General features: G+C 57.3%; 21 protein-coding genes. 12 read left to right on the forward strand and 9 right to left on the reverse strand.

What is annotated here, in order from left to right:
* Positions 1–47 precede the first annotated feature (47 nt).
* Entirely contained in the window at positions 48–1,754 is a 1,707-nt protein-coding gene (gene treZ, locus P0086_RS01610; RefSeq protein ID WP_162714669.1) for a malto-oligosyltrehalose trehalohydrolase, read from the forward strand.
* Between the two features lie 353 nt (positions 1,755–2,107).
* Here treZ and P0086_RS01615 read toward each other — a convergent pair whose 3' ends face one another.
* Together P0086_RS01615 and P0086_RS01620 are read right to left on the reverse strand one after the other, a co-directional pair.
* Positions 2,108–2,470, reverse strand: a complete 363-nt coding sequence (locus P0086_RS01615) for a hypothetical protein (RefSeq protein ID WP_275782186.1) — start codon at positions 2,468–2,470, stop codon at positions 2,108–2,110.
* A gap of 57 nt (positions 2,471–2,527) precedes the next feature.
* Positions 2,528–2,815: a hypothetical protein gene (locus P0086_RS01620; RefSeq protein ID WP_275782187.1), complete on the reverse strand. Its 288-nt coding sequence runs from the start codon at positions 2,813–2,815 to the stop codon at positions 2,528–2,530.
* A 344-nt stretch (positions 2,816–3,159) separates the two neighbouring features.
* Here P0086_RS01620 and P0086_RS01625 point away from each other — a divergent pair, with 344 nt between their 5' ends.
* Positions 3,160–3,393, forward strand: a complete 234-nt coding sequence (locus tag P0086_RS01625) for a hypothetical protein (RefSeq protein WP_112599746.1) — start codon at positions 3,160–3,162, stop codon at positions 3,391–3,393.
* A gap of 394 nt (positions 3,394–3,787) precedes the next feature.
* On the opposite strand, the gene P0086_RS01630 is transcribed toward P0086_RS01625, so the two are convergent.
* Positions 3,788–4,213, reverse strand: coding sequence for a hypothetical protein (locus tag P0086_RS01630; RefSeq protein ID WP_112608080.1), 426 nt, complete (start codon positions 4,211–4,213; stop codon positions 3,788–3,790).
* Positions 4,214–4,692: 479 nt separating this feature from the next.
* Between P0086_RS01630 and P0086_RS01635 the strand changes: the two genes are divergently transcribed.
* Positions 4,693–5,454, forward strand: coding sequence for a hypothetical protein (locus tag P0086_RS01635; protein ID WP_275782188.1), 762 nt, complete (start codon positions 4,693–4,695; stop codon positions 5,452–5,454).
* 7 nt (positions 5,455–5,461) lie between these two features.
* Here the strand turns inward: P0086_RS01635 and P0086_RS01640 are convergent, their stop codons facing one another.
* The 4 genes from P0086_RS01640 to P0086_RS01655 all read right to left on the reverse strand — a co-directional run bounded on the left by P0086_RS01640 (position 5,462) and on the right by P0086_RS01655 (position 8,957).
* Complete coding sequence (locus P0086_RS01640) at positions 5,462–6,103, reverse strand: response regulator transcription factor (RefSeq protein ID WP_112608078.1); 642 nt, start codon at positions 6,101–6,103, stop codon at positions 5,462–5,464.
* Complete coding sequence (locus P0086_RS01645; protein WP_345799289.1) at positions 6,100–7,539, reverse strand: sensor histidine kinase; 1,440 nt, start codon at positions 7,537–7,539, stop codon at positions 6,100–6,102. The genes P0086_RS01640 and P0086_RS01645 overlap by 4 nt, the downstream gene beginning before the upstream one ends.
* 112 nt (positions 7,540–7,651) lie before the next feature.
* Complete coding sequence (locus P0086_RS01650) at positions 7,652–8,059, reverse strand: DUF1236 domain-containing protein (RefSeq protein ID WP_112599743.1); 408 nt, start codon at positions 8,057–8,059, stop codon at positions 7,652–7,654.
* Between the two features lie 310 nt (positions 8,060–8,369).
* Positions 8,370–8,957, reverse strand: a complete 588-nt coding sequence (locus tag P0086_RS01655; protein ID WP_148179019.1) for an isochorismatase family cysteine hydrolase — start codon at positions 8,955–8,957, stop codon at positions 8,370–8,372.
* A 237-nt stretch (positions 8,958–9,194) separates the two neighbouring features.
* Between P0086_RS01655 and P0086_RS01660 the strand changes: the two genes are divergently transcribed.
* Positions 9,195–9,641 (forward strand): hypothetical protein, encoded by a 447-nt coding sequence (locus P0086_RS01660; protein WP_148179018.1) that lies wholly within the window; start codon positions 9,195–9,197, stop codon positions 9,639–9,641.
* 99 nt (positions 9,642–9,740) lie between these two features.
* On the opposite strand, the gene P0086_RS01665 is transcribed toward P0086_RS01660, so the two are convergent.
* Positions 9,741–10,529, reverse strand: coding sequence for an SDR family NAD(P)-dependent oxidoreductase (locus P0086_RS01665; protein ID WP_148179017.1), 789 nt, complete (start codon positions 10,527–10,529; stop codon positions 9,741–9,743).
* A 1,484-nt stretch (positions 10,530–12,013) separates the two neighbouring features.
* Between P0086_RS01665 and ugpB the strand changes: the two genes are divergently transcribed.
* From ugpB to ugpC, 4 genes are all read left to right on the forward strand, one after another.
* A complete protein-coding gene (gene ugpB, locus P0086_RS01670; RefSeq protein WP_112608072.1) occupies positions 12,014–13,324 on the forward strand; it encodes a sn-glycerol-3-phosphate ABC transporter substrate-binding protein UgpB in 1,311 nt (436 codons plus the stop codon).
* Between the two features lie 185 nt (positions 13,325–13,509).
* Positions 13,510–14,394: a sn-glycerol-3-phosphate ABC transporter permease UgpA gene (ugpA, locus tag P0086_RS01675; RefSeq protein ID WP_112599738.1), complete on the forward strand. Its 885-nt coding sequence runs from the start codon at positions 13,510–13,512 to the stop codon at positions 14,392–14,394.
* A 40-nt stretch (positions 14,395–14,434) separates the two neighbouring features.
* A complete protein-coding gene (ugpE, locus tag P0086_RS01680) occupies positions 14,435–15,283 on the forward strand; it encodes a sn-glycerol-3-phosphate ABC transporter permease UgpE (RefSeq protein ID WP_112599796.1) in 849 nt (282 codons plus the stop codon).
* Positions 15,283–16,335: a sn-glycerol-3-phosphate ABC transporter ATP-binding protein UgpC gene (ugpC, locus tag P0086_RS01685; RefSeq protein WP_112599737.1), complete on the forward strand. Its 1,053-nt coding sequence runs from the start codon at positions 15,283–15,285 to the stop codon at positions 16,333–16,335. The genes ugpE and ugpC overlap by 1 nt, the downstream gene beginning before the upstream one ends.
* A 53-nt stretch (positions 16,336–16,388) precedes the next feature.
* Here the strand turns inward: ugpC and P0086_RS01690 are convergent, their stop codons facing one another.
* Positions 16,389–17,048, reverse strand: a complete 660-nt coding sequence (locus P0086_RS01690) for a DUF6766 family protein (RefSeq protein ID WP_112599736.1) — start codon at positions 17,046–17,048, stop codon at positions 16,389–16,391.
* 470 nt (positions 17,049–17,518) lie between these two features.
* Between P0086_RS01690 and P0086_RS01695 the strand changes: the two genes are divergently transcribed.
* The 4 genes from P0086_RS01695 to repC all read left to right on the forward strand — a co-directional run bounded on the left by P0086_RS01695 (position 17,519) and on the right by repC (position 21,672).
* Positions 17,519–17,761 carry a hypothetical protein gene (locus P0086_RS01695; RefSeq protein ID WP_112599735.1) on the forward strand — a complete coding sequence of 81 codons (243 nt, stop codon included), beginning with the start codon at positions 17,519–17,521 and terminating at the stop codon, positions 17,759–17,761.
* Between the two features lie 309 nt (positions 17,762–18,070).
* Positions 18,071–19,285: a plasmid partitioning protein RepA gene (gene repA, locus P0086_RS01700; protein WP_112599795.1), complete on the forward strand. Its 1,215-nt coding sequence runs from the start codon at positions 18,071–18,073 to the stop codon at positions 19,283–19,285.
* On the forward strand, positions 19,282–20,304 hold the full coding sequence (gene repB / locus P0086_RS01705) for a plasmid partitioning protein RepB (protein ID WP_112599734.1): 1,023 nt from the start codon (positions 19,282–19,284) through the stop codon (positions 20,302–20,304). Before repA ends, repB begins: the two co-directional genes overlap by 4 nt.
* A gap of 153 nt (positions 20,305–20,457) precedes the next feature.
* Positions 20,458–21,672 (forward strand): plasmid replication protein RepC, encoded by a 1,215-nt coding sequence (gene repC, locus P0086_RS01710; protein WP_112599733.1) that lies wholly within the window; start codon positions 20,458–20,460, stop codon positions 21,670–21,672.
* The last annotated feature ends 44 nt before the right edge of the window (positions 21,673–21,716 follow it).

Here is a 21,716-nt window from a genome sequence, read left to right on the forward strand (position 1 = left end):
GTCACGAGGGACATTGGGGACCCGCTTGGCAGCCCGATGGACGAATTATGTTCCAGCTATGGGCTCCCTCACAGGAGAGAATTTGGCTTCACCTTAAGGGGACAAGTCATCCAATGGTAGATGGATCAGGGGGGTGGCATTGGCTTGTAGCCACTGCGGAGCCAGGCGACCCCTATGGTTTTCAGCTGGACGGCGGGAGGATCGTTCCGGACCCGGCATCAAGAGGACAAGCAGGAGGGGTCGACAGCCTGTCATTGGTGCCGGCAAGAGAGATGTATCCTTGGCAAGACTCCGGCTGGGAAGGGCGGGCCTGGGAGGAAGCCGTCATTTACGAGGTTCACATAGGTACTTTCACAGAGGAAGGTACGTTCCACGCTGCCAGCAGGCGCCTCAAGCAACTTGCTGAATTAGGAATAACGGCGCTTGAAATCATGCCCGTCGCAGAGTTTTCCGGCGCTCGTGGCTGGGGATATGACGGGGTTCTGCAGTATGCACCGCATCGGCGATACGGGACACCGGACGACCTCAAAGCTCTAGTGGATGAGGCCCACGCGCTGGGCCTGATGGTGATACTCGACGTTGTCTACAACCACTTTGGCCCGGAGGGAAATCATCTTCAATCTTATACGCCTGAGTTCTTTTGCAAGGACAGCACACCGTGGGGAGCCGCGATGGATTTCCGGCGCCCCGAGGTGCGAAGCTACTTCGTTGAGAACGCGAAGTACTGGCTCACTGAATTCCACCTGGACGGGCTGAGATTGGATGCGGTGGATCAAATGAAGGATGATGGCGCTTTTCACATCCTGGAAGAACTTTCTGAGGCTGTCCGGCGGGTCGCTGGGCCTTCGCGGTACCTCATTACTGAGAACCCGGCGAATAGCATAGAACTGCTAAGCCGGTCTCATAGCCCGCTGTTCGATGCAGATTGGAACGATGATTTTCACCATGCGATGCATGTAGCTGCAACCGGGGAAACGGCGGGGCACTATCAGCCGTTCTCCGAGTCGCCTTGGCGGCACGTAAATAAAGCGCTCGCAGAAGGCTATGTGTTGCCTGGACGCCCCCTGTTGCGAATGCCTACTCCGCTCGCCCCTCCCCCGCCAACTGCTTTCGTCCACTATCTGCAAAATCATGATCAGACGGGCAATAGGGCGTTTGGCGAAAGACTGATCAGTCTGATTGGAGAGGACACCTATAGTCTATGGCTTCAGGTACTATTGTTATCTCCGCAAATTCCGCTTTTGTTTCAAGGTGACGACTATGGCGAAAACCGACCTTTTCATTTTTTTGTGGACACGACCGAAGATCGCGCAAAGGCGATCGGTGTGGGACGTAAGAGGGAGGCAAGTAACTTCGGCGGCTTTCCGCCGGGCAAATCGATGGCCGATATGCCCGATGCGAATGATCCTTTGACGTTCTACAGGTCTAAGCTGGGCTTTCCGACAAAAAACTCGCTTTGGCACAAGATTAGAGATTTGATCGCACTCAGACATGATAGAATTGTGCCACTTTTGAAGAATTTGGGAAGAGGCACAGTTCCATTCGAGAATGATGGTGTAATTGCAGTGGATTGGCCACTCGACGAAGGCGTTTTGCAGATGCGTGCAAATTTCGAGGACAGCGTCAGCAAGCAACCAATCCGATCGGGCGCGCCTTTGCATGCTTGTAATTTGCAGGAGTGGAATTACGATTCCGTCCTGCTTGCACCGCACGGATTTGTTCTTGCATTCTCTCCGGAATGCTCTCCACTTTAACTGACTTTGACACTCACGAGCCGAGGCGCTACGCGCCGAGATGCCGATGGAACCGGCGAGCAGATTCGACTGCGAGTGCACGCCTTGGCTGCATCCAGCCTGCAACCATCGAACCTGGAGTTCTCACTGTCGGCGGGCTGACACGCCTATCTCCGGGCGAAGGCGAACTGCGATCGCAATGAACACGTGGGCACAAACGTCGCGCACATCTGGCGAGAATTGCTTGCTGATGGTTGAGTGTTAGGGCGACGTCGTAGTCGCGGCGCGGCTGGTTCAGGTACGGAGCTTCGGACAGCGGGTGCGACAATCCCCAGCAGATTGGCGCGCCGTCGACAGTGGCTGGCGTATCCCGTCTATCCGCTTCGAAGAGCGTCTATTGCGCCGATAAGACGCTTCAAGTCCGTAGGTTTTCCGAAATTGACGACCTCGGCAAGGATGTTATCGGCGGCCAATTCGGCATCGCTACTGGCACTGGCAAGAAAAAACGGGATACCCAGCGCCTTCAGTTGAATAGCAACCGGTGTGACCCTCTCGCTCCCAAGGCGGACATCAAGTACTGCGGCGTCGGGGAGCTCACGGCCGAGCAGATCAAGGGCATTTCCAATCGTGGAGACCGGTCCGAGAACGCGATAGCCCGCCTGGACGAGTGCATGTTCCATCTCCAGCGCGAGGAAGAACTCATCCTCAACAACGAGGACATTGAAACTACTCTGCAAGGATGCTCCAGGTGGTCCAGTCATGCTGCTACCGGGGTTTACGTTGTCGCTCTGAGATCAGCGCGCCCGTGATGCTCTGGTTCTTTTCCTCCGGATGGACGGAGGCTCTTTCAATTCGCGCGGTTCCTCAACCTGCTTGCTATGGCGGCGATGCGGTCGTCCCGGTTCGTCTTGCCATTCACAATGCAGACCACGTCGGCCGCCCTCGATCGTATCCCGGATCCACGCGGTCGTGACACAGAGATTGTCGTCGAGAACAACGACCGGCTGGTTGATGGGGTTGACCACCCCTCGAGCCTCGATGTGGCTGCCTTCGAAAATTCTGTACGGGTCATTCAATGACATCTACGCTTGTATCCTTCGCAGACCGCCCGCTTGTGCAACGGCTACGTCCCTTCGAAATGAATTAGATCATCGAAGTACGTTTTCCATAGGGCCAGGGGGCACTTGGAATCTTAATCCGGGCAGAATGAGCTCGACAGCGTCAACTCCTGGTCCTGCCGCAATCGGAACACCGCTGCCTGCCCATATTGACGCATGCAGTTATGCGCGACGGGTGTTTGCTTTAACCGCCAAATGGTCGTGCAGGCCGTGAACTGGGAAGATCTTGAAATCCGAACGGTCTTTTCTCATCTTAGCACCGTTTGCCGGAGCGCAACGGGTAGGCGCGTCCGATGTGGAGAACCGTCATGATCCATCGTCACCTTCCAAGGGAAAGTTTCGTCGATCCTGCTGGCCTTTCGATATTGGGGCACGTCTTTGACGAAATATGTCGACAACGCCAAATCGAGGCAGATACTGAGCCGGCACATGCGCTTGCTGGCAGACTGATCAGCCTTTATCAAGAAGGTATCAGAGATGGTGAAAAGCTCCTCGCCATGGCCGGCACAGCCGAACAGGGGCTGTTCGGCGACGCACGATAGCCTTGTGCGGCGGCTCTGACGTTACGCCCACGGCAGTGATCGTGGAGTTTTGCGGGAGCCCGCAAGACATTCTTTCATTAGAACGCTTTGGGGAAGATCTGAACGGCTACGTGATTTTTTTTCAGAAGGAGTTTCCCGATGAGCCTAACCGTGAATCCTGGAGATGACCTCCCCTTCATCCCGCGCCACCTCCGTTCGACCCTAAGCCCGTTAAAGAGCCGGTCCCACCGGATCTCCGGATGAGACGCCATTGCCAAACCCGGACGAAAGCCAGAAAAGGGCTTAGTTCCGCGGCGTAGAAACTTGAGTGACCACGGAACCATATAATTTCGTCTTCGCTAGGCCCTTTCGGGGTTGGACCCAGCGTCGTGCCTTTTGTTGGCCCTCGGCGGGGTCAGCTGCGAGCACGCTTCAATGCCCACAAATATCCAATGACAGCAGAGATGGCGATCGAGCAAAGTGGCCTCAGTCGCACTGTCGATCGCGCCTTATCTGCAATATCGGAGGCGCCGGACTTCGCGATCCGAACGGACGTCGGTCCGAGATGGGACATAACTTCTTTCAACTGGTCCAATTCTCGGCGCATCGCAGCTATTTCGTCGCTAAGACTGATGGCATGCGAATGTTCGTTCACAGCCGCATTTTCCTCCGTCCTGTACGCATCTTTTTCGTTGGGGGTCGGCAAAGTTATTGAGACGGGATCCGAGGCCGGGAAGGTATCTTCCAACCCTCGTTCAAGTTCGTCCTTTTCGGACGCGGGGCGTGCCCTTTCTCGTGTCAACGACTGGACCGCCGGTGAGATGTCGGTATGTTCAGGCATGAGGGTTCCTCCAACTTCAATCACCTTAATCCTTGGGGCGATCGTAAGTTCCTGACCGGGTGCGGAACGGTGCCGTAACGGCGCAAGGGGTAGTCTGCGCACAAAAGCAGCCCCATATGCGGAGCAGAAATGTTTGCATTTTGAGGGAACCTCCGACGCTTTAACTCGTTAGAAGTCTGCCGGAGCGGCGACCCCCATCGGCCGACCCGGTAATGCGACACCCGTTTTTGATGTGTCGCAGTGGGCAATGGCACGTAGCCCGCGCTGCCAGCGGGAGGAGGCCCAATCGATCCCGCTGGCAGCGGATTGAATAGCGCAGGGCAACCCTATAACAACCCTGTGTTTTGCCAGGTTGGATCCCTAATACCTTGGTCAGAGCCGAAACCCGCATCGCACGCCGCTCAACGTTGGCGTGCCGCCTATGGGCTTGAGTGTTCACTTAGCTTCGTGATTTGGCGGCCGTGCGCTCGAGGAATAAGATGGCGCAACCAAACGGTCCGGTCATTGATCCGTTGGCGGTCCGGAGCGTTCTCCGGGCAATTGCGTACACGAAAGTGGCCTCGCTCTGGTTCGAAGACAAATCGCTCTTGTCACGGAGAGATGTCATCGTGACGGCTCACGAATTGCAGTCTCTCGGAACTGCCGCCGCGACGCTCGGCTGCCCAGATTTCCTGCGGGATGGGACTAAAGTCCCGATGATCGAACACAAACCGCTCGGTGCGCGTTATAGTCCTGGTTCAAAGTCTGCGAGTAGAGCCATGGAAAGTGGGAAACCCGCGACACTTTTTCTGATCGCCCTTTTTGCCGCGGCAGCCCCGGTGCGGGTTTCGGCTCCCTTGCTGTCTCTTGATTTTGCCCAAGCCAAGAACGCAAACAACGGCAATAACAATGGCGGAGGAAATCAGGGCGGCGGTAAAGGTGTCGGGAGCGGTGGTGATAGTCCCGGAAAGAGCGACCACGTCGGCAATAATAACCCCGGGAACCAGGGAAAGGGCAAGACCGGTGGGCCGCAGAATGGCGTTGGGGATGGTCGCCGCCCAGCTGCCGAAAAGCCAGGAGATTCCGTCGTGGCCAAGGAGGTAAAAGACGATTCTGTGCAGGTCCGGTACGAAAACGGCTTCCTAGAGCAGGTAGAAAGGGGTCGATTTACCATGAAGGATGCCAAGGGCCGTACTATTATTGATCGTCCCGCCACGGGACTCGATCGCCTCCGTCTCTGGTTGAAGCAGGTAACACACTGACAAAGAGCTAGGCGGCTTGAATCGTATCACGCAGAACCATCGCCGCCTCTGTCCGATTGCGGACTTCCAGTTTGGCGAAGATTCGCGTCATATGGTGCTTAACAGTCTTTTCGTGTAGGCCCAATTTTCGGCCGATGTGTTTGTTGCTGAGACCGTCGGCCACAAGTCTCAGAACCTCCTGCTCGCGTTTGCTCAGCTTCTGGATTCGAGGTGTGGCCCCATTCTCGCCGAGCAGCAGACTTGTGACCATGCGCGCGGAAAGGCTGGGCGAAAGGTATATTTCTCCCGCCTGTACCACCCTGAGAGCTCCCGCGAGCGTTCGGGCCCCGACACCCTTAAGGATGTAGCCCTTGGCGCCATACTTAAGTGCTAGCGCCAGGTTGGCTCTGCATTCAGACACAGTGAGCAAGACAATCTTCTGCTCTGGTCGCCGTGTCAATATCGTGGCTACAGCATCAAGGCCACCGCCTGGCATCGAGATGTCTATCAGCATGATGTCGGGCGCCACCCGTTCGGCAAGTAAGACAGCGTCGTTGTGACAATTGCCTTCGCCGACGATCGCAAAGCCGCCGATCTCACCAAGGCATCTTGCCACGCCTTCCCGGAAAATTGGATGATCGTCCACGATCGCAACGCGAATGTAGGTCATTCATACTTCTCCATCTCCTCAAGGTACAATGTCATCGTAACGACAGTTCCAGTGCTGTCTGACGCCACGGAGAACCTGCCACCCAAGCTTTCCACCCGGTCTCTCATGCCTCTGAGGCCGATACCTTTGTCGCGGGCCGCCTCCGGTGATATACCGGATCCTTCATCCCCTACCCTCACACTTACGAATGATGCATCGCCGTTAACGCTGAGCCATTGGCCTTTGCCCCCGGCATGTTTCAATCCGTTGTTCAATGCTTCCTGAACGAAGCGGTAGATGCAGATCTTTGCTGCGGTGGGCAGCCCCTCGGGTCCGGCCATGCAGCGAAGTTCGACAGGGTGGCCGGTTCGCTCTTTATAAGAACTTACCAGATCCAGCAGGATTTCTGTCATGCCCGCGGCTTCAACATGGGGCAGCACATGGCCCGTGCAGATGTCACGAATTTCGCGCAATGCTTCGTCGAGGCTGCTCGTGATAATGTTCAGTTCCTTGTTTCGGCGTTGGGCCGACGTGTTGGGATCGAAAAGGGCGCCGCCGTCGAGACGAAGCGCCGCCAATGCGATGAGTTGGGCGGGCCCATCATGAAGATCCGCACCCAGCTGGCGCATGTATCTCTCGTTGAGCGTCGTCGTGGCCGCCGAAGCTCGCTGGATTCGCGCCTTCAGCGCAGTGTTCTGAGCGAGCAGAAGCGAAAGTTCATCGATGCGCCGGCGTAACTCGACACTCTGCTGGGTTATCGTGCGGCTTCCTCGAACGACAATCGTGGACAAGCCGAGAAAGAACAACACCGTTACGCCAGCCACGGCGGTAAGGCTCTGCAATCTTGCCCGAAAGAGATCACTCTGTAGGTCTTCGGCGCGCTCATAGAACTCGGTAACTGCAACGACCTCGCCGGACCAGGGTTGCAGCACCGGACTGTAGATTTCGAGGAGCGGAAGGTCACTTTGATGCTGGCTGAAAAACGACATCTCGGGCTCAAATTGCGCGACAAGGTGCCCGGCAAGCGCTGCTTTCAGGCCATCGCCTGGCGCGACATGCTGCCGCGCGACGCGGCCATTGTCGTTCGAGTAAAGGATCTTGCCGTCGCTTCCCCAAATGCGAAAGGCAAGGAGCCGCCTTCGAAGGGCGCCCTGGGACAGGGTTTCGTCGAGCGCGCGCGAGCTGACCTCGTCAAGCTTTTCAGCTTTTGCCATGTCGGGAAGCAGGGGGGCAATGATGCTGTCTACATAAAGCGCGGTGGAAGAAGCGGCATTACGCGTGACAATTTCTTCAATCAGTTTCGTCACCAAAACGCCGACAAGCACCATTGCGCAGAGCGAAAATATGCTGCCCACGATGAAAAATCGGCCAGCCAGCGTGTAGCCCCGGTCATCTACAGGTGGCACCACCTTTTGCCGGGAGAAGTAGTTGTCGTGCAGATCCGCGCCTGACAGCACACGTTCCTCCCGCGTCCGCGACGGGGAATTTGTTTGATGGACAAACGCCGGGTCTGCATTTTGGTTCCCTCACGCGCCTGCCCCGTTGCCGGCAGGGGCAGGCGCACGCGGGTCAATTGAGGACCTGAACGACCGTATAAGTCTTCGGATCGACAATGACCCGTCTCTCGTTAACCACGGCATACGCGTAGGTCGGATCCTCGGGAACAGGCGTAAGCACCACTGACTTCGGCAAGGGCCGACCGACTTCCACGACCTCCTCGATAATAACCGGGTTAGCCGGCACCGGCTGTTGCTCGACGTAGGTCACCACCTTGGGCGGAGGTGGGTCAAGGACGGCGCCCGCGACCGCCCCCACCGCTCCACCGACGGCCGCCCCAGCTGGTCCACCAACAATCGCTCCCGTAACGGCACCTCCGGCCGCGCCGGTAACGGCACCGTCATTGTCATCATCTGCAACGGCGGGGAGAGAATAAACAGCGGCAAACAGAGCCGCAGATAGCGCAATCGTCTTCATCATTGGGCAACTCCTTTCCACCCAGATAAAGCCTGATCCCGGGTTGGGGTTCCTCAGAGGGACCTTTGTCGACATTTCGCCAGACCAAAGTCTGACCTCCCGCCGCCTGCGGAACAAACGTCCCATCACAAGGTTCTCGCTCGGCTGATCGGCCCCGATCGGCAAGTATGAGGACAACTTGCCGGCGGCGAATACCGCCGGCATTTTGCGTTACGGCATGGCGCATCGATGCACATGTCTGCCAAAATATCTGTCCGACGCCTGAGACGCGCCCTGTGGGGGGTCGCTGGCGCGAAAGCTTGCCCCTCGCACTCTAGGAGCGTTGCACAGACGATAACCATTGCTCGACTAGCATGATTTCGACCTGCACGGAAAATCGTCCCCCCAAAAGCTCTACGGCAGCGTCGTGCGTGTGATCGGCCGTGCTGCATACTGCATCTTTCAGCAAAATCACCTTGTATCCGAGGTCAATCGCTCCCAGCGCGGCGGCTAGAACGCAGACATCGGTTTCACCGCCCGTGAGCACGATTGTGCCGATACCTTGCTGGGACAAGATGCTATGCAGGCGTCCGTTGGTCCAAGGTGAGTAAGTGGCCTTGTCGAAAATGCGCGCCGGCGGCACCAGACGCTGCAAGTCGGAAACGAGATCCACGAGGGCTGGCTCCAGTCGCGTGCGGGTCATCATCGGCCATTTCTCATAGTAGGTTGACCACATCCCAGGTGCATCGGCCGACGAAGGCGGTGGAATAAAGCGGGTGAACACGGTCCGTTCGGGAAAGCGCGATGCGACCTCGAGAATTCCGTCCAGCGCTTTGGGCATCCAAGAAACCCGCCACGGTGTGTTTTCGGCAAACATGCGCTGTACGTCCACGCATAAGTGAAGCCACTTGGCTGTGAGCATAGTTCTGCCTTCCAGAGCGATTTGCGTGTTGAATGCATCGAAAACGGCTGCCGTGGCGCAGAGTTCCAAGAGACACCGGACATTGAGAGACAGGCGTCTTGCCTCACCCCGGCAGGGTTCTGGCACCAGAAAGCGTCCTAGGGCCTAAGACGGGCCGACGATACGAACGCTGAAGCAAATTGGAACTACAGCGAGCCGAGACAATTATTGTTGCAGAAGCCCTAAGGAGAATGTCGGATGTCAAATGAATCGGGAATTGAAATCGAATCTGACGACACGGGTACGAGCGGGACCACGTTCGGAACCTCGGTGGAGAGCAAAGGGCAAAGAACGGATGCCCAGATCATTGGTTCTGCCGACTTTGGCGAGCCGCTCAATATCTACAGGCTCGTTCCGACAGCGCAAATGGACGATCCCCGGTGGCAGAATTCCCCTTTTCAAGGTGAGGTTGTTGTGGCGGCACGAACGGCTGGCGATGCCAGGATCGTAGCCGCTGGACGCGAACTGGACTTTATGGAAGTCGATGCTGCACCTGCGGAAGATGTAACGACCACCTCAGCAAGCGCCTTTCGCTCTGAGAAGCTCTATTCAGTCGTCGAAATTGAGCGAGGACGAACAGATGTGCAAAGGGGTGTAATACTGGGAGACGTCTCGGTGGCCACAATAAGGCCAGTGCAGCTTTAACGTGCAGTGCACCGGTGTACGGTTGCACAAACTCCGGTGAGGTTGCCGGGTGCGTCCAATGGCTCGGGCAAGCGACCGGCCCGATCCACCTAGCCGCGTCTACCTGAGCAATCCCTGCCCTCCATCCACCCACAGCGGTGAGCCGGTTATGTGTCTGGACCGATCAGAGGCGAGAAAGATAACCGCGTCGGCGACATCCGCCGCTTTGCCTGGTTTTCCGCCCGTAATTGGTACCTGCCCTTCGGGCCAGACAACCGGAATGGCGGTCTCTTTCTCGCCGCGTACGCGCGTGCTCGCGTCAATGTTGGTTTCAATTTCGCCGGGACATATTGCGTTGATGCGGATGCGATGACGAGCCAGTTCCAGGGCTAGTTGCTTGGTCATCGCTAGCTGCCCAGCTTTTGACACCGCATAGGCAGTCGCCCCGGGACTGGTGAAGGTTGTGGTGCCGTTTATCGATGACACGATCACGATGGAGCCGCCGTTTGCTTTCATGTGCGGCACGGCGAAATGAATGCACAAGTATGTTCCTCGGAGGTTGACCGCCAGTGTCTTGTCCCACTCGTTCGGGGCGAGATCGTCGATTGGTGCCCACACCCCGTTAATCCCTGCATTCGCGACGAGGATATCGAGGCGTCCGAAACGAGCAATGAGATCTACTACTGCCGACTCGACTTGTACGTCATTTGAGATATCGGCAACCAGCGAAACCGCCGAACCGGGAATGGAGGCGATCTCGGAAGCGGTTTTTTCCAGTTCTTCAAGGCTCCTGCCGAGAAGACCGACACGTGCGCCTTGCTCGGCTAACGCCACCGCCGACGCACGGCCGATCCCCGAGCTTGCACCGGTGACCAGTGCGACCTTTCCCGAAAGTGTACCGGTGTTCATATGTCCTCCATGAACGGTTGGGAAGCGCCCTGCTCAGGGCAGGTTACTCATCAACGTTTTGGGAGGCAGATTGTTCTCGGCGACGCGCTGCGGAATTGCTCGCTCTTTGTAGTTCAGGGTCTGCAATCAGTGTGACCAGCCCGGCGGGAACGTTCTGCTCCATGGCGAGCCAGACCTCCGAAATAAAGAAACGCCGCCATGACGCCGAACAGTGCCTGATCTTTGGCCGCGCATATTCTCGGTCCGCCCATCAAGGTGCAGGGCAGAAGCATCAGATCCGAAATCAACGTTCGCCGGAAAGCAGAAGCATGACGTTTGCTTCCTGGTTGGCGTAAGAGAAGCCGATGAACGAGGAGCGCCGCGAGCCCTGGCCACAGTAGTAGGTGGCGGCTTTCCTCAACGGAAGGAAGAGAGAGTTCGGTCATTGGCGATTCATTTTCCGAGGGAACTTGGACTACCAATGGGTAGGTCGCGCAGTCCAGGCACATGAATTTCGATTGCATAATGACACTGGTGATTTGGCGCCGGAACAATCCTTCCCCTCAGCCCGCACCCAGCCATAGCGGGGAGAAGGTCGTCTCGCGCCAGGGCGCAGGCGGCCTAGCTCAAAGGGAGTAGATCGATGGGGCTTGAAGGACCGGCCAATCTTGGCCCAGTGGGGTTTCGGGCCCCGTACCGCTCTCGCCATGATGAGTGCGGGAACGGTAAGGGAAATCGAAGGGCTCCGAGGAGTATGGGGTCGAACCCCTTCGGTTCTCCGCCTAATCTGTCAAAATCTTTCTTGCCGTAGGTCGGAGGCCGTCGGAGCGGACGAAGGCGAGGTTCCGAGCCCGTCTCGCAGATGTCCAGTCAATCCGCAGGCACTGTTCTGCGAGCCGGCGGTAGTGAAAAAGTGCGAGGGCGAGATCGCTTTGGCCTATGCGATCATCGCCACCGTTTGGCCTTAAGCGGAGACTTGATGCATGCAAGGTGCGTCGCGGCCGCATTCCCCGCGATCGGCATAGCCTGGCAGTGGTACCACGGCAATCTATCTCCTTACGGTCGCAGCTTCGTCAGGGGGGGTCGAGCATCCGGTCGTCGCCGCGAAAGGCATGCAACGCCAAGGTCCCCACCCAGATACCGTCAGACTGGCCTCTTCGAAGCGTTCGACACCGCTGAACGAGCAGCGGCTCTATAACTCGTCGAAACAATTGGCGTTCAGTTCTCAACGAGCAGCGACATAGACTGACCTTACCATCGTGACTGCCTTCCTGGATGCGGGCCACGGAATTGGATCGCCGTTCGTTTGGTGCCGACAGGCCAAAAGCCCGGCGACGGATTTCAAGTGTCCGGGCCGCAAATGCCGCAGCGGCAGCGGCAACTCGGGTGAAGCCATGAGCGGGAGGCTCCTGCTGTTCACACAATGCTGTTGTGTGGCCGCCATAATCCGACAATACTGCTCGACGCGAAACCCGACATTTCGCCAATTAGAACGGGAGCGAGACATGAAGAGCTTAGGATTCGTGGTTGGCATTGCCGCCACATGTGCATTGCTGTCCAGCACGTCCGCATATGCGGTCACCGAAATTTCGTGGTGGCACGCGATGACGGGCGCCAACAATGAGGTGGTCGAGGAGCTTTCCAAGGAGTTCAACGAGAGCCAGGCCGAGTACAAGGTCGTGCCGGTATTCAAGGGCACTTATCCTGAAACGCTGAATGCCGGTATAGCCGCATTCCGCGCCAAGCAGCCGCCAGCGATCATGCAAGTCTTCGACGCGGGTACGGGTACGATGATGGCAGCGGAGGGTGCCATAAAGCCGGTTGCCGAGATCCTTCCGTTGAGCGGCCAGGCCTTTGACAAGAGCCAGTATCTGCCGGGCATCGTCGCCTACTATTCCAAGCCTGACGGCACCATGCTGTCATTCCCATACAACTCTTCCTCGCCCATCCTCTACTACAACAAGGATATTTTCCAGAAGGCCGGTCTCGACGTCGACAATCCGCCCAAGACCTGGAGTGAGGTGTGGGACGCGGCTAAGACAATCAAGACCAGTGGCGCTGCCCCTTGCGGATTTACCTCCACGTGGCTGACCTGGATCCATACCGAGAATTTTGCCGCCTGGAACAACCTGTCCTATGGGACCAATGAGAATGGCATCGCGGGCACGGACGTCGAACTGAAGATCAACACGCCGATCTTCGTCAAGCACTTCCAGGAACTCGCCGATCTCGCCAAGGACGGAACGTTCAAATATGGCGGCCGCACGTCGGAAGCAAAGCAGATCTTCCTCGCCGGTGAATGTGGCATGTTCACAGAATCCTCCGGCGGGCTCGGCGATATCGTCAAGTCGGGCATGAACTATGGCACTGGCCAACTGCCCTATGAGGCTGGCGCCGCGGGCGCCCCGCAGAACACGATCCCCGGCGGAGCGTCGCTGTGGGTGTTTGCTGGTCTGTCTGACGAGCAGTACAAGGGCGTGGCTGCCTTCTTCAACTTCCTTTCGCAGACGCCGATTCAGGCGCGCCTGCACCAGGTGTCGGGCTATCTCCCGGTCACGGTAGCCGCCTATGAGGAAACGAAGAAGTCAGGTTTCTACGAGAAAAATCCTGGCCGCGAAATCCCGATCAAGCAGATGATGGGCAAAGCGCCAACCGAAAACTCGAAAGGCGTCCGTCTTGTCAACCTGCCACAAGTTCGTGACATCGAGAACGAGGAGCTCGAAAAGATGCTCGCCGGGCAGCAAACTGCGCAGCAGGCTCTCGACAACACCGTCCAGCGTGGCAATGAGGCGATCCGGAACGCGCTGAATAACTGACAGTGGCAGAGCATCCGCGCGACGTCCGCATTTCGGGCGCCGCGCTTGCCGCTTAAGTCCCGCGGATCGAGGTGCCGTAGCGTTGACACGGCTCTGTCATCGGTCATCGATCATCGGGCCGGGGCCAGTGCGTGCGAGCGCCGCTCGAACATCGCCACCATTCTAGCCGCCGAAGAGGCTCTCATTTGTCCCCACGCGTCGTTTTTCCGAACACGTTCCTGCCCTATCTACTGGTCGCCCCGCAGCTGGCAATTACGCTGGTTTTCTTCTACTGGCCGGCCAGTCAGGCGCTCTACCAGTCCATGCTCAGGGAGGACCCCTTCGGCCTTTCCTCGAGGTTCGTCTGGTTCGCGAATTTCAGGAAAGTGCTGTCGGACCCCAACTATCTCAATTCGATTGAGGTAACTATGGTCTTTTCCACTGCCACTGCCGCGGTAGCCCTGAGCACAGCGCTTCTGCTTGCAGTCATGGCTGACAAGGTTGTGCGCAGTCGGGCCATCTATCGAACGCTGATGATCTGGCCCTACGCCGTGGCACCGGCGATTGCCGGCATGTTGTGGCTGTTCCTGTTCAACCCTTCAATCGGCTCGCTCGCCTACGGCATGCGCTGGCTTGGCATAAACTGGGATCCCCTGCTCGACGGGGGGCAGGCGATGGTTCTGGTCGTGGCAGCGGCAGCCTGGAAGCAGATCAGCTACAATTTCCTCTTCTTCGTGGCCGGTCTGCAGGCCATTCCCAAGTCCCTGATCGAAGCTGCGGCAATTGACGGCGCCGGCGAGACCAAGCGCTTCTGGACAATCGTATTTCCATTGCTTGCCCCTACGACGTTCTTCCTGCTGGTGATCAATACGGTTTACGCTTTTTTCGACACGTTCGGCATCATCCACGCTGTTACCGGCGGTGGCCCGGGCAAGGCCACCGAGACCCTGGTGTACAAAGTTTACAACGATGGGTTCGTTAATCTCATCCTCGGCGATTCGGCGGCCCAATCCGTGATTCTGATGGTTATCGTCATTGCGCTTACTGCGATCCAGTTCCGTTATGTGGAAAGGAAGGTGCACTATGGCTGAGCCGGAAAAGCTTCCACCCGCAAGTGGACATGACAAGCTCATGATCGGCCAGTCGTCTGCCGGTATCTATCTGGCGCATGTGGTTTTGACCCTTGGTGTCCTGATCGTGGCGTTCCCGATCTACTACACCTTTGTCGCCTCGACCCATTCGCTGCAAACGATACTGCGCCCGCCCTTGCCGCTACTGCCCGGTGAACGCTTCTTCGAAAATTATTCTGAGGCGTTGTTTGGCGGGGTTGGTCGCATCGGCGGGGTCAGCGTGGCGACACTGCTCGTCAACACGACCATCGTGGCACTTGGTATTGCAATAGGAAAGATTATAATCTCGATCCTGTCGGCCTATGCCATTGTGTTCTTTCGCTTTCCCGGGCGAATGTTCTTCTTCTGGCTGATCTTCATTACGCTGATGCTGCCTGTCGAAGTGCGCATCTTGCCAACCTACAAGGTCATGGTCGATCTCGGCCTCATCGACACGTACGCAGGTCTTATCGTGCCGCTGATTGCATCAGCCACCGCGACACTGCTTTTTCGTCAGTTCTTTCTTACGATACCGGGAGAACTTGTCGAGGCGGCCCGCGTGGATGGCGCCGGTCCCTGGCGCTTCTTCAAAGACATCCTGCTACCCTTGTCGCGGACCAACATTGCCGCGCTCTTTGTAATCCTCTTCATCTATGGCTGGACGCAATATCTCTGGCCGTTGCTCGTCACCAACCGCAATGACATGAATACCATCGTCATTGCACTGAAAAAGATGATCTCGTTTGCCGATGCCGATACTGAATGGCATCTTGTGATGGTCACCTCCATGCTTGCGATCCTTCCTCCCATCCTTGTGGTGGTGCTGATGCAGCGTTGGTTCGTCCGCGGACTCATTGAAACGGAGAAGTAATGGCAACTGTGGATCTCAAGGATGTCTGCAAAGTGTATGCAGGTGGAGTCGAAGCCGTCAAAGGTGTCTCCATTGCCATTCCCGACAAGGCATTGTGCGTTCTGGTTGGCCCGTCGGGCTGCGGCAAGTCAACGCTTCTGCGCATGATCGCAGGTCTGGAAACCATTTCGGCCGGCAGTTGCGCCATCGACGGGAAGGTCGTCAACACAATCGGCCCCACAGAAAGGGACATCGCTATGGTGTTCCAGAACTATGCGCTCTATCCACACATGAAGGTCTACGACAACATGGCCTATGGTCTGCGCAACCGGGGCACACCGAAGGACGAGATCGACGCGCGGGTGCGTTCCACGGCGAAAACCCTTGAACTCGAGCATCTGCTCGAGCGCCGTCCGCGCGAACTTTCCGGCGGCCAACGTCAGCGCGTCGCCATGGGCCGAGCCATTGTCCGCAACCCCAAAGTTTTCCTTTTTGACGAGCCATTGTCGAATCTCGACGCCAAGCTACGCGGGCAGATGCGGGTCGAGATCAAGAATCTGCAGCGTAGTCTTGGCGTCACCTCCGTTTATGTCACCCACGATCAGCTGGAAGCAATGACCCTGGCTGACATTCTTGTGGTGATGAATGCCGGTCTGGTCGAGCAGTCAGGGTCGCCCCTCGACATCTACGAGAAACCGGCCTCGACATTCGTGGCCTCGTTTATCGGTGCACCCCCGATGAACCTGCTGCCGCTCCGCAGCGGCCACCTCGAGGGTGCGGTGACGCTTCCGCCCGTCCCAGCATCGGCAGCGACACTCGGTTTCCGTCCCGAAGACTGCGAGATCCGAAACGATGGCGCCGACGCTGTGGCCGACGGCGCGCTGCGCCTGTTGGCCGAAGTCGAAGGCGTTGAGCCGGTGGGAGCGGAAAGCTTCGTCTACTGCCGTGTCGGCGGCGAGCGCATGGTCGTACGAGTACCCGGGCGCGTCGAGATCAAGCCCGGGGATCAGTTGCGGACGTACGCCCGCCAAGAAAAGCTCCATTTTTTCGGCAGTGACGGTAAGCGGGTTTAATTGGAGGGGAAGTCTGGACCCGGTCACGCCGCTCACGCGTCTCGCATGTACAACTACGACCCCGTCTGGGCGTGTGGTGCGGCGACAGGTTTCGATTCCGGAGATCCCTTGAACCGAAGGAAAATCGACAAAACGACGATGACCGCGGTGGACAGAAACTCGGACTGCCAGTTCTGAAAAGACTCAAACCAGAACTCTGCGCTTCCAAGATGGGCAAACATGGACACTGCGGCCTCGCTGTGCAGCGAGGCTTCGGCGTTGGCGGCTTGCGTGCTGTATGTCAGGTGCAAAACAAAACTGGCCACAAAAAGCAGTGCCAGAGCAATGCCCAAGGAATAGCTATACAAGACCCGGGCGAGCCCGCCAATTTTGACTGGCAAGGGAGCGTCAGAATTATCACAGTCATTTGGCTTCGCCTCGTTCTGGCGAGAGGTCTCGTCTGGATCATTTGATTCTGCCGATCCCCGCTGGAACAAGAACGCCGTCAGCATGACGTAGGCCGACATCTGGAGAAACTCGCTTTCCCAGTTTTCGAACAGAGCCGAAAGGAAATGGCCAGATGCCGCGTAACGGAACAGGGGGAGCGGTCGACTGCCGTGCTGGGCCAGCTCTTCATTCAATACGAGCCAGCCGGTCAAAACCATAGCTGCAATCGCACAAAGGGTGAACGCGAGAAGCACGATCGTCAATCCATTGTCTCTCAAGAACCGCATCGGTCACTTCCACTCCGCGTCTCATCAACGATGTCAGTGGGACGAGATGTGGACGGACCTGAAGGTGGTCTCGAAGGATGTCCAAGCATTTATCCCGCTGCTCCCGAGCAAGGCCAAATCCCATTGCTTGCCGGGATTATGGAAACCGCGTAACGTTTTCCGCTGTCTCAATTAATCCCTTTATAGCTTAGAAGTTCCCTTTTCTTTGCTCACGCGTCGGCCGGCCCGGATTGCTCCGCCACATCGTCCCACGTTCGCAAGCAGGGCGTGTCCATTGTGGCCGGTCTAACGCGCACCCAGGTGCGGTGTGCTCAGTTCTACTCTGCGGTGCACACACACAAAATGTTCGGAACCTTTGGGCGCCCCGAAAATTTCCCGGAAGATCGCCTCACACGAGAGGTAGGAGACGGCAGACCATCGAGGGCGTCAATTCTGCAGGGCTGCGGTCTTTTGCAGAGATGGAGGCGACGATGCCAGACTTTGCGTTTGTGACAAAAGACGAGGACGGCGCCACTCCATCTGACCGCATGTTCCAATTTGCCGACTTGGAAGCGGCACTTGACGAGGCAAGGAAAGTTCTGGCGGAAATGGCGCTCGACGGGATACCGACGGCCGAGGACCAGCCGATCTGGATTGAGATTTTCGACGAGAACCTGCATCGGGTTGCAAAACTTGTTCTGCAGCTTAAGGTGGAGTATGGGTCCGGCAGGTGAGTGCCCTTGGGGGTGGAGCAGAAGTCACGTGCCGGTGTGGCCATGGAGCGGGTGCTGTCCTATTCCAGTCGGTTCCCTCAGGGCTGTGGCACCTGCACGGATGACAGCAACCGCCGTTATCGCATATTGCCGCGCAAGTGCCTGATTACAAAGATCAAGTCTTTTGAATGCTCTCCCCCGAATTTGATGCGTTAAGGTTTCGTTAACTTAAAAGCTCTTGCCCGAATCTCAGAATCAGCACTATCGTCAGTGGCGAAAGTTTACTGCTTTCGCGCAAAATATCGCCACTGACGAGAAATGGGTTTTGAGATGGCGAAGGCCGCCGTAAAACATGCACCTCAAAGCGAAGGCCTGACCGCCTTGATGGAGCGTCATGCCGATGCACTTTCTACTCAACTTCAGGCACATCATGTCAAGGTGTTCCCTCCGACTGCGGAGAAGGGGATTCGGACGTTCGCTCCCTCGGAGGCTTCGAAGCTTCTGGGGATTGGCGAGTCCTATCTGCGGCAAACGGCATCCGAAATGCCAGAGCTGAACGTCAGCATCAGCCCCGGCGGCCGGCGGACCTTTTCGATAGACGATATCCACGCCATTCGCAGGCATCTGGACCAGGTTGGCAGGGGCACTCGTCGCTACCTCCCCCACCGCCGGGGCGATGAACAACTCCAATGCATCTCGGTGATGAACTTTAAAGGCGGATCGGGAAAGACGACGACTGCTGCGCACTTGGCTCAATACCTCGCAATGCGCGGATACCGCGTGCTAGCAATCGATCTCGATCCGCAGGCAAGCCTTTCAGCGCTCTTCGGCAGTCAGCCCGAGACGGATGTCGGTCCGAATGAGACCCTCTACGGCGCCATCCGCTACGATGACGAACAGGTACCGGTCGAGCAGGTTGTTCGCGGGACGTACATTCCCGACCTTCACCTGATCCCGGGTAACCTCGAATTGATGGAATTCGAGCACGACACGCCGCGCGCACTGATGCAGCGCAAGGAGGGTGATACGCTGTTTTATGGTCGGATCAGCAAAGTCATTGAAGACATTGCGGATAACTACGATGTCGTTGTGATCGACTGCCCGCCTCAACTCGGCTACCTGACGCTTTCCGCCCTCACCGCTGCAACGTCGATCCTGGTGACCGTCCATCCGCAGATGCTGGATGTGATGTCAATGAACCAGTTCCTGGCGATGACGTCGAACCTGCTGCGGGAGATTGAGAACGCGGGCGCTCAGTTCAACTTTAATTGGATGCGCTACCTGATCACCCGTTTTGAGCCGAGCGACGGGCCACAAAACCAGATGGTCGGCTATCTGAGATCGATCTTCGGGGAAAATGTCCTCAATTTTCCCATGCTGAAAACGACCGCCGTTTCCGATGCCGGTCTGACCAACCAGACGCTCTTTGAGGTCGAACGCAGCCAGTTTACGCGCTCGACCTACGATCGAGCCCTCGAGGCGATGAATGCGGTCAACGACGAAATCGAAGGCCTGATTAAAAAAGCATGGGGTAGACGCTCGTGAGTCGGAAGCACATCCTTGGCCTGTCGCCGGACATCCATGAACCAACTTCGGGAGACGGCCGTCTCCCGAAGAGCCGCTCCATGCCGCTGCTTGGCGTGACGAGGAAAGAACGCGATCCGGCGACCAAACTGACAGCGAACATTGGCAATGCTCTTCGCGAGCAGAACGATCGCCTCAGCCGCGCCGAGGAGATTGAGCGCCGTCTTGCCGAGGGTCAGTCGGTCGTTGAGCTTGAGCCAGCCACGATTGAGCCCTCTTTCGTGCGTGACCGAATGCCAGGAGATATTGACGGTTTGCTGGCGTCAATTCGAGAGCAGGGCCAGCAAGTTCCGATTCTTGTGCGGCCTCATCCGGAAAAGTCCGCCCGCTATCAGGTCGCATTCGGGCACCGGCGGTTACGGGCGCTCTCGGAACTGGGGCGTCCGGTAAAGGCGGTCGTTCGCGATTTGACGGATGAGCAGCTCGTTGTCGCACAGGGGCAGGAGAACAACGAACGCGAAGACCTGACTTTCATCGAGAAAGCGCGCTTCGCTCATCATCTGAACAAGCAGTTTCCTCGTGAGATCGTCATCGCAGCAATGTCGCTCGACAAGAGCAACCTGTCGAAGATGCTTCTGCTTGTGGATGCCCTGCCATCGGAACTCATTGATGCGATCGGTCCCGCTCCGGGTGTCGGACGGCCGAGTTGGCAACAACTGGTGGAACTGCTCGAGAAGGCGTCAACCTCAACCGACGCGCTGAGCCATGTTTTATCCGATGAAGTTCAGGCCTTGCCATCTGCCGAAAGGTTCAAGTCTCTCATGTTGGCGTTGAAGCCCAACCGTGTGGCCCGCGGGCTTCCAGGTGTAATGTCTACTCCAGACGGCAAGAGAATTGCCCAGGTGGCACAAAGCAAGGCAAAGCTCGAGATTATCATCGACAAGAGGGCAACGCCTGATTTTGCGGCCTTCGTGCTCGAACAATTGCCGGCGCTGTATCAAGCGCACCGGGACAAGCTGCAAGGCAAACAGGGAGAGTAACGCAAAGGAAAAGAGCCCCCACAACGTCGCCGTCGCGGAAGCCCTTTTGTCTCTCTAGCAAGGACAGAATCGCATTTCCTCGAATCCTCGTCAAGAGTCTTTGGCACCGTTTGGGTGAGTGATTTTGCTTTGCCCGCTGAAGGGTGAAGACGGATGGTGACGGGAACGGTGACGACGCCCTTTGGGCGGCGGTCGATTTCGCTTGCGCTCGTGCGGCGCCAAAAGGAACTCGCGGAAATACGGGAAGGCAAGACCGCCGACAAGTGGCAGGTGTTCAGGGATGCCTGCGCAGCGATGGATTTGCTCGGTATCCAGTCGAATAGTCTCGCGGTTCTCAACGCTCTGCTGAGCTTCTATCCCAACAATGAGCTGCGTCAGGATGCGCCGCTGATTGTGTTTCCGTCCAATATCCAGCTCGCACTTCGAGCACACGGAATGTCTGGCGCGACGTTGCGGCGACACCTCGCAATCCTCGTAGAAACCGGGTTAATCGTTCGGAAAGACAGTGCGAACGGCAAGCGGTACGCGCGTAAGGACGGCACCGGGCAAATTGAGAACGCCTTCGGATTTGATCTGTCGCCCCTCCTCGCAAGGTCGGAAGAGTTGGCGATGCTGGCCCAGAAAGTGGCAGAGGACCGATCAGCACTCAGAGCGGCAAAAGAGGCCTTGACGATCTGCCGTCGCGACATCCGCAAATTGATCACCGCGGCGATAGAGGAGGGAGCTCCGGGCGATTGGCAAACAGCCGAGGCGACCTACCTCGCGCTTGTGCGTCGAATTCCGCGAGTTTTGACCACCGACGTGGCCACATCAATCCTGGGGGAGATGCAGGCGCTTCGCGCCGACGTCGTCAATTGCCTGGAAACGCAGGAAAATGCGGAGGAAATGAGCGGCAATGATGCTCAAATTGAGCGTCACATACAGAATTCAAACCCCGACTCTAGCATTGAACTTGAACCTCGCTCCGAAAGGGAGCCAGGGGCGCGGGCGGCGACAACCAACAGGCTCAACGGTGAGACCATAAAGGCCTTTCCCCTTGGAATCGTCCTGAAGGCTTGTCCTTCGATTTGCGACTATGGGCCGGGCGGCGGCATTGCAAGCTGGCGGGATTTGAGGTCGGCCGCGGTGGTTGTTAGGTCTATGCTGGGAATAAGTCCATCGGCGTACCAGGACGCCTGCGAGGCGATGGGTCCTGAAAATGCTGCGGCAACAATCGCCTGCATTTTGGAGCGTGCCAACTTTATCAATTCACCAGGGGGCTACCTTCGAGATCTGACACGGCGAACTGAGCGTGGGGAGTTCTCTCTCGGCCCGGTGATAATGGCGTTGTTGAGGGCGAGTGGTCAGACGAACACGAAAACGGGGTGAGCCATAGAGCTGAAAGTGGCGGAAGCCGAGACGAGAGCCGTCGG

This window comes from Mycoplana sp. MJR14, from assembly GCF_029210525.1.
Taxonomy (GTDB): Bacteria; Pseudomonadota; Alphaproteobacteria; order Rhizobiales; family Rhizobiaceae; genus Mycoplana.

Excerpts from the sequence above, each read along its gene's own strand:
- treZ (WP_162714669.1), top strand. The coding sequence starts at position 48 with ATGTTCCAGCTATGGGCTCCCTCACAGGAGAGAATTTGGCTTCACCTT.
- P0086_RS01620 (WP_275782187.1), bottom strand. The coding sequence starts at position 2,815 with ATGTCATTGAATGACCCGTACAGAATTTTCGAAGGCAGCCACATCGAG.
- P0086_RS01625 (WP_112599746.1), top strand. The coding sequence starts at position 3,160 with ATGATCCATCGTCACCTTCCAAGGGAAAGTTTCGTCGATCCTGCTGGC.
- P0086_RS01630 (WP_112608080.1), bottom strand. The coding sequence starts at position 4,213 with ATGCCTGAACATACCGACATCTCACCGGCGGTCCAGTCGTTGACACGA.
- P0086_RS01635 (WP_275782188.1), top strand. The coding sequence starts at position 4,693 with ATGGCGCAACCAAACGGTCCGGTCATTGATCCGTTGGCGGTCCGGAGC.
- P0086_RS01640 (WP_112608078.1), bottom strand. The coding sequence starts at position 6,103 with ATGACCTACATTCGCGTTGCGATCGTGGACGATCATCCAATTTTCCGG.
- P0086_RS01650 (WP_112599743.1), bottom strand. The coding sequence starts at position 8,059 with ATGATGAAGACGATTGCGCTATCTGCGGCTCTGTTTGCCGCTGTTTAT.
- P0086_RS01655 (WP_148179019.1), bottom strand. The coding sequence starts at position 8,957 with ATGCTCACAGCCAAGTGGCTTCACTTATGCGTGGACGTACAGCGCATG.
- P0086_RS01660 (WP_148179018.1), top strand. The coding sequence starts at position 9,195 with ATGTCAAATGAATCGGGAATTGAAATCGAATCTGACGACACGGGTACG.
- P0086_RS01665 (WP_148179017.1), bottom strand. The coding sequence starts at position 10,529 with ATGAACACCGGTACACTTTCGGGAAAGGTCGCACTGGTCACCGGTGCA.
- ugpB (WP_112608072.1), top strand. The coding sequence starts at position 12,014 with ATGAAGAGCTTAGGATTCGTGGTTGGCATTGCCGCCACATGTGCATTG.
- ugpE (WP_112599796.1), top strand. The coding sequence starts at position 14,435 with ATGATCGGCCAGTCGTCTGCCGGTATCTATCTGGCGCATGTGGTTTTG.
- ugpC (WP_112599737.1), top strand. The coding sequence starts at position 15,283 with ATGGCAACTGTGGATCTCAAGGATGTCTGCAAAGTGTATGCAGGTGGA.
- P0086_RS01690 (WP_112599736.1), bottom strand. The coding sequence starts at position 17,048 with ATGCGGTTCTTGAGAGACAATGGATTGACGATCGTGCTTCTCGCGTTC.
- P0086_RS01695 (WP_112599735.1), top strand. The coding sequence starts at position 17,519 with ATGCCAGACTTTGCGTTTGTGACAAAAGACGAGGACGGCGCCACTCCA.
- repA (WP_112599795.1), top strand. The coding sequence starts at position 18,071 with ATGGCGAAGGCCGCCGTAAAACATGCACCTCAAAGCGAAGGCCTGACC.
- repC (WP_112599733.1), top strand. The coding sequence starts at position 20,458 with ATGGTGACGGGAACGGTGACGACGCCCTTTGGGCGGCGGTCGATTTCG.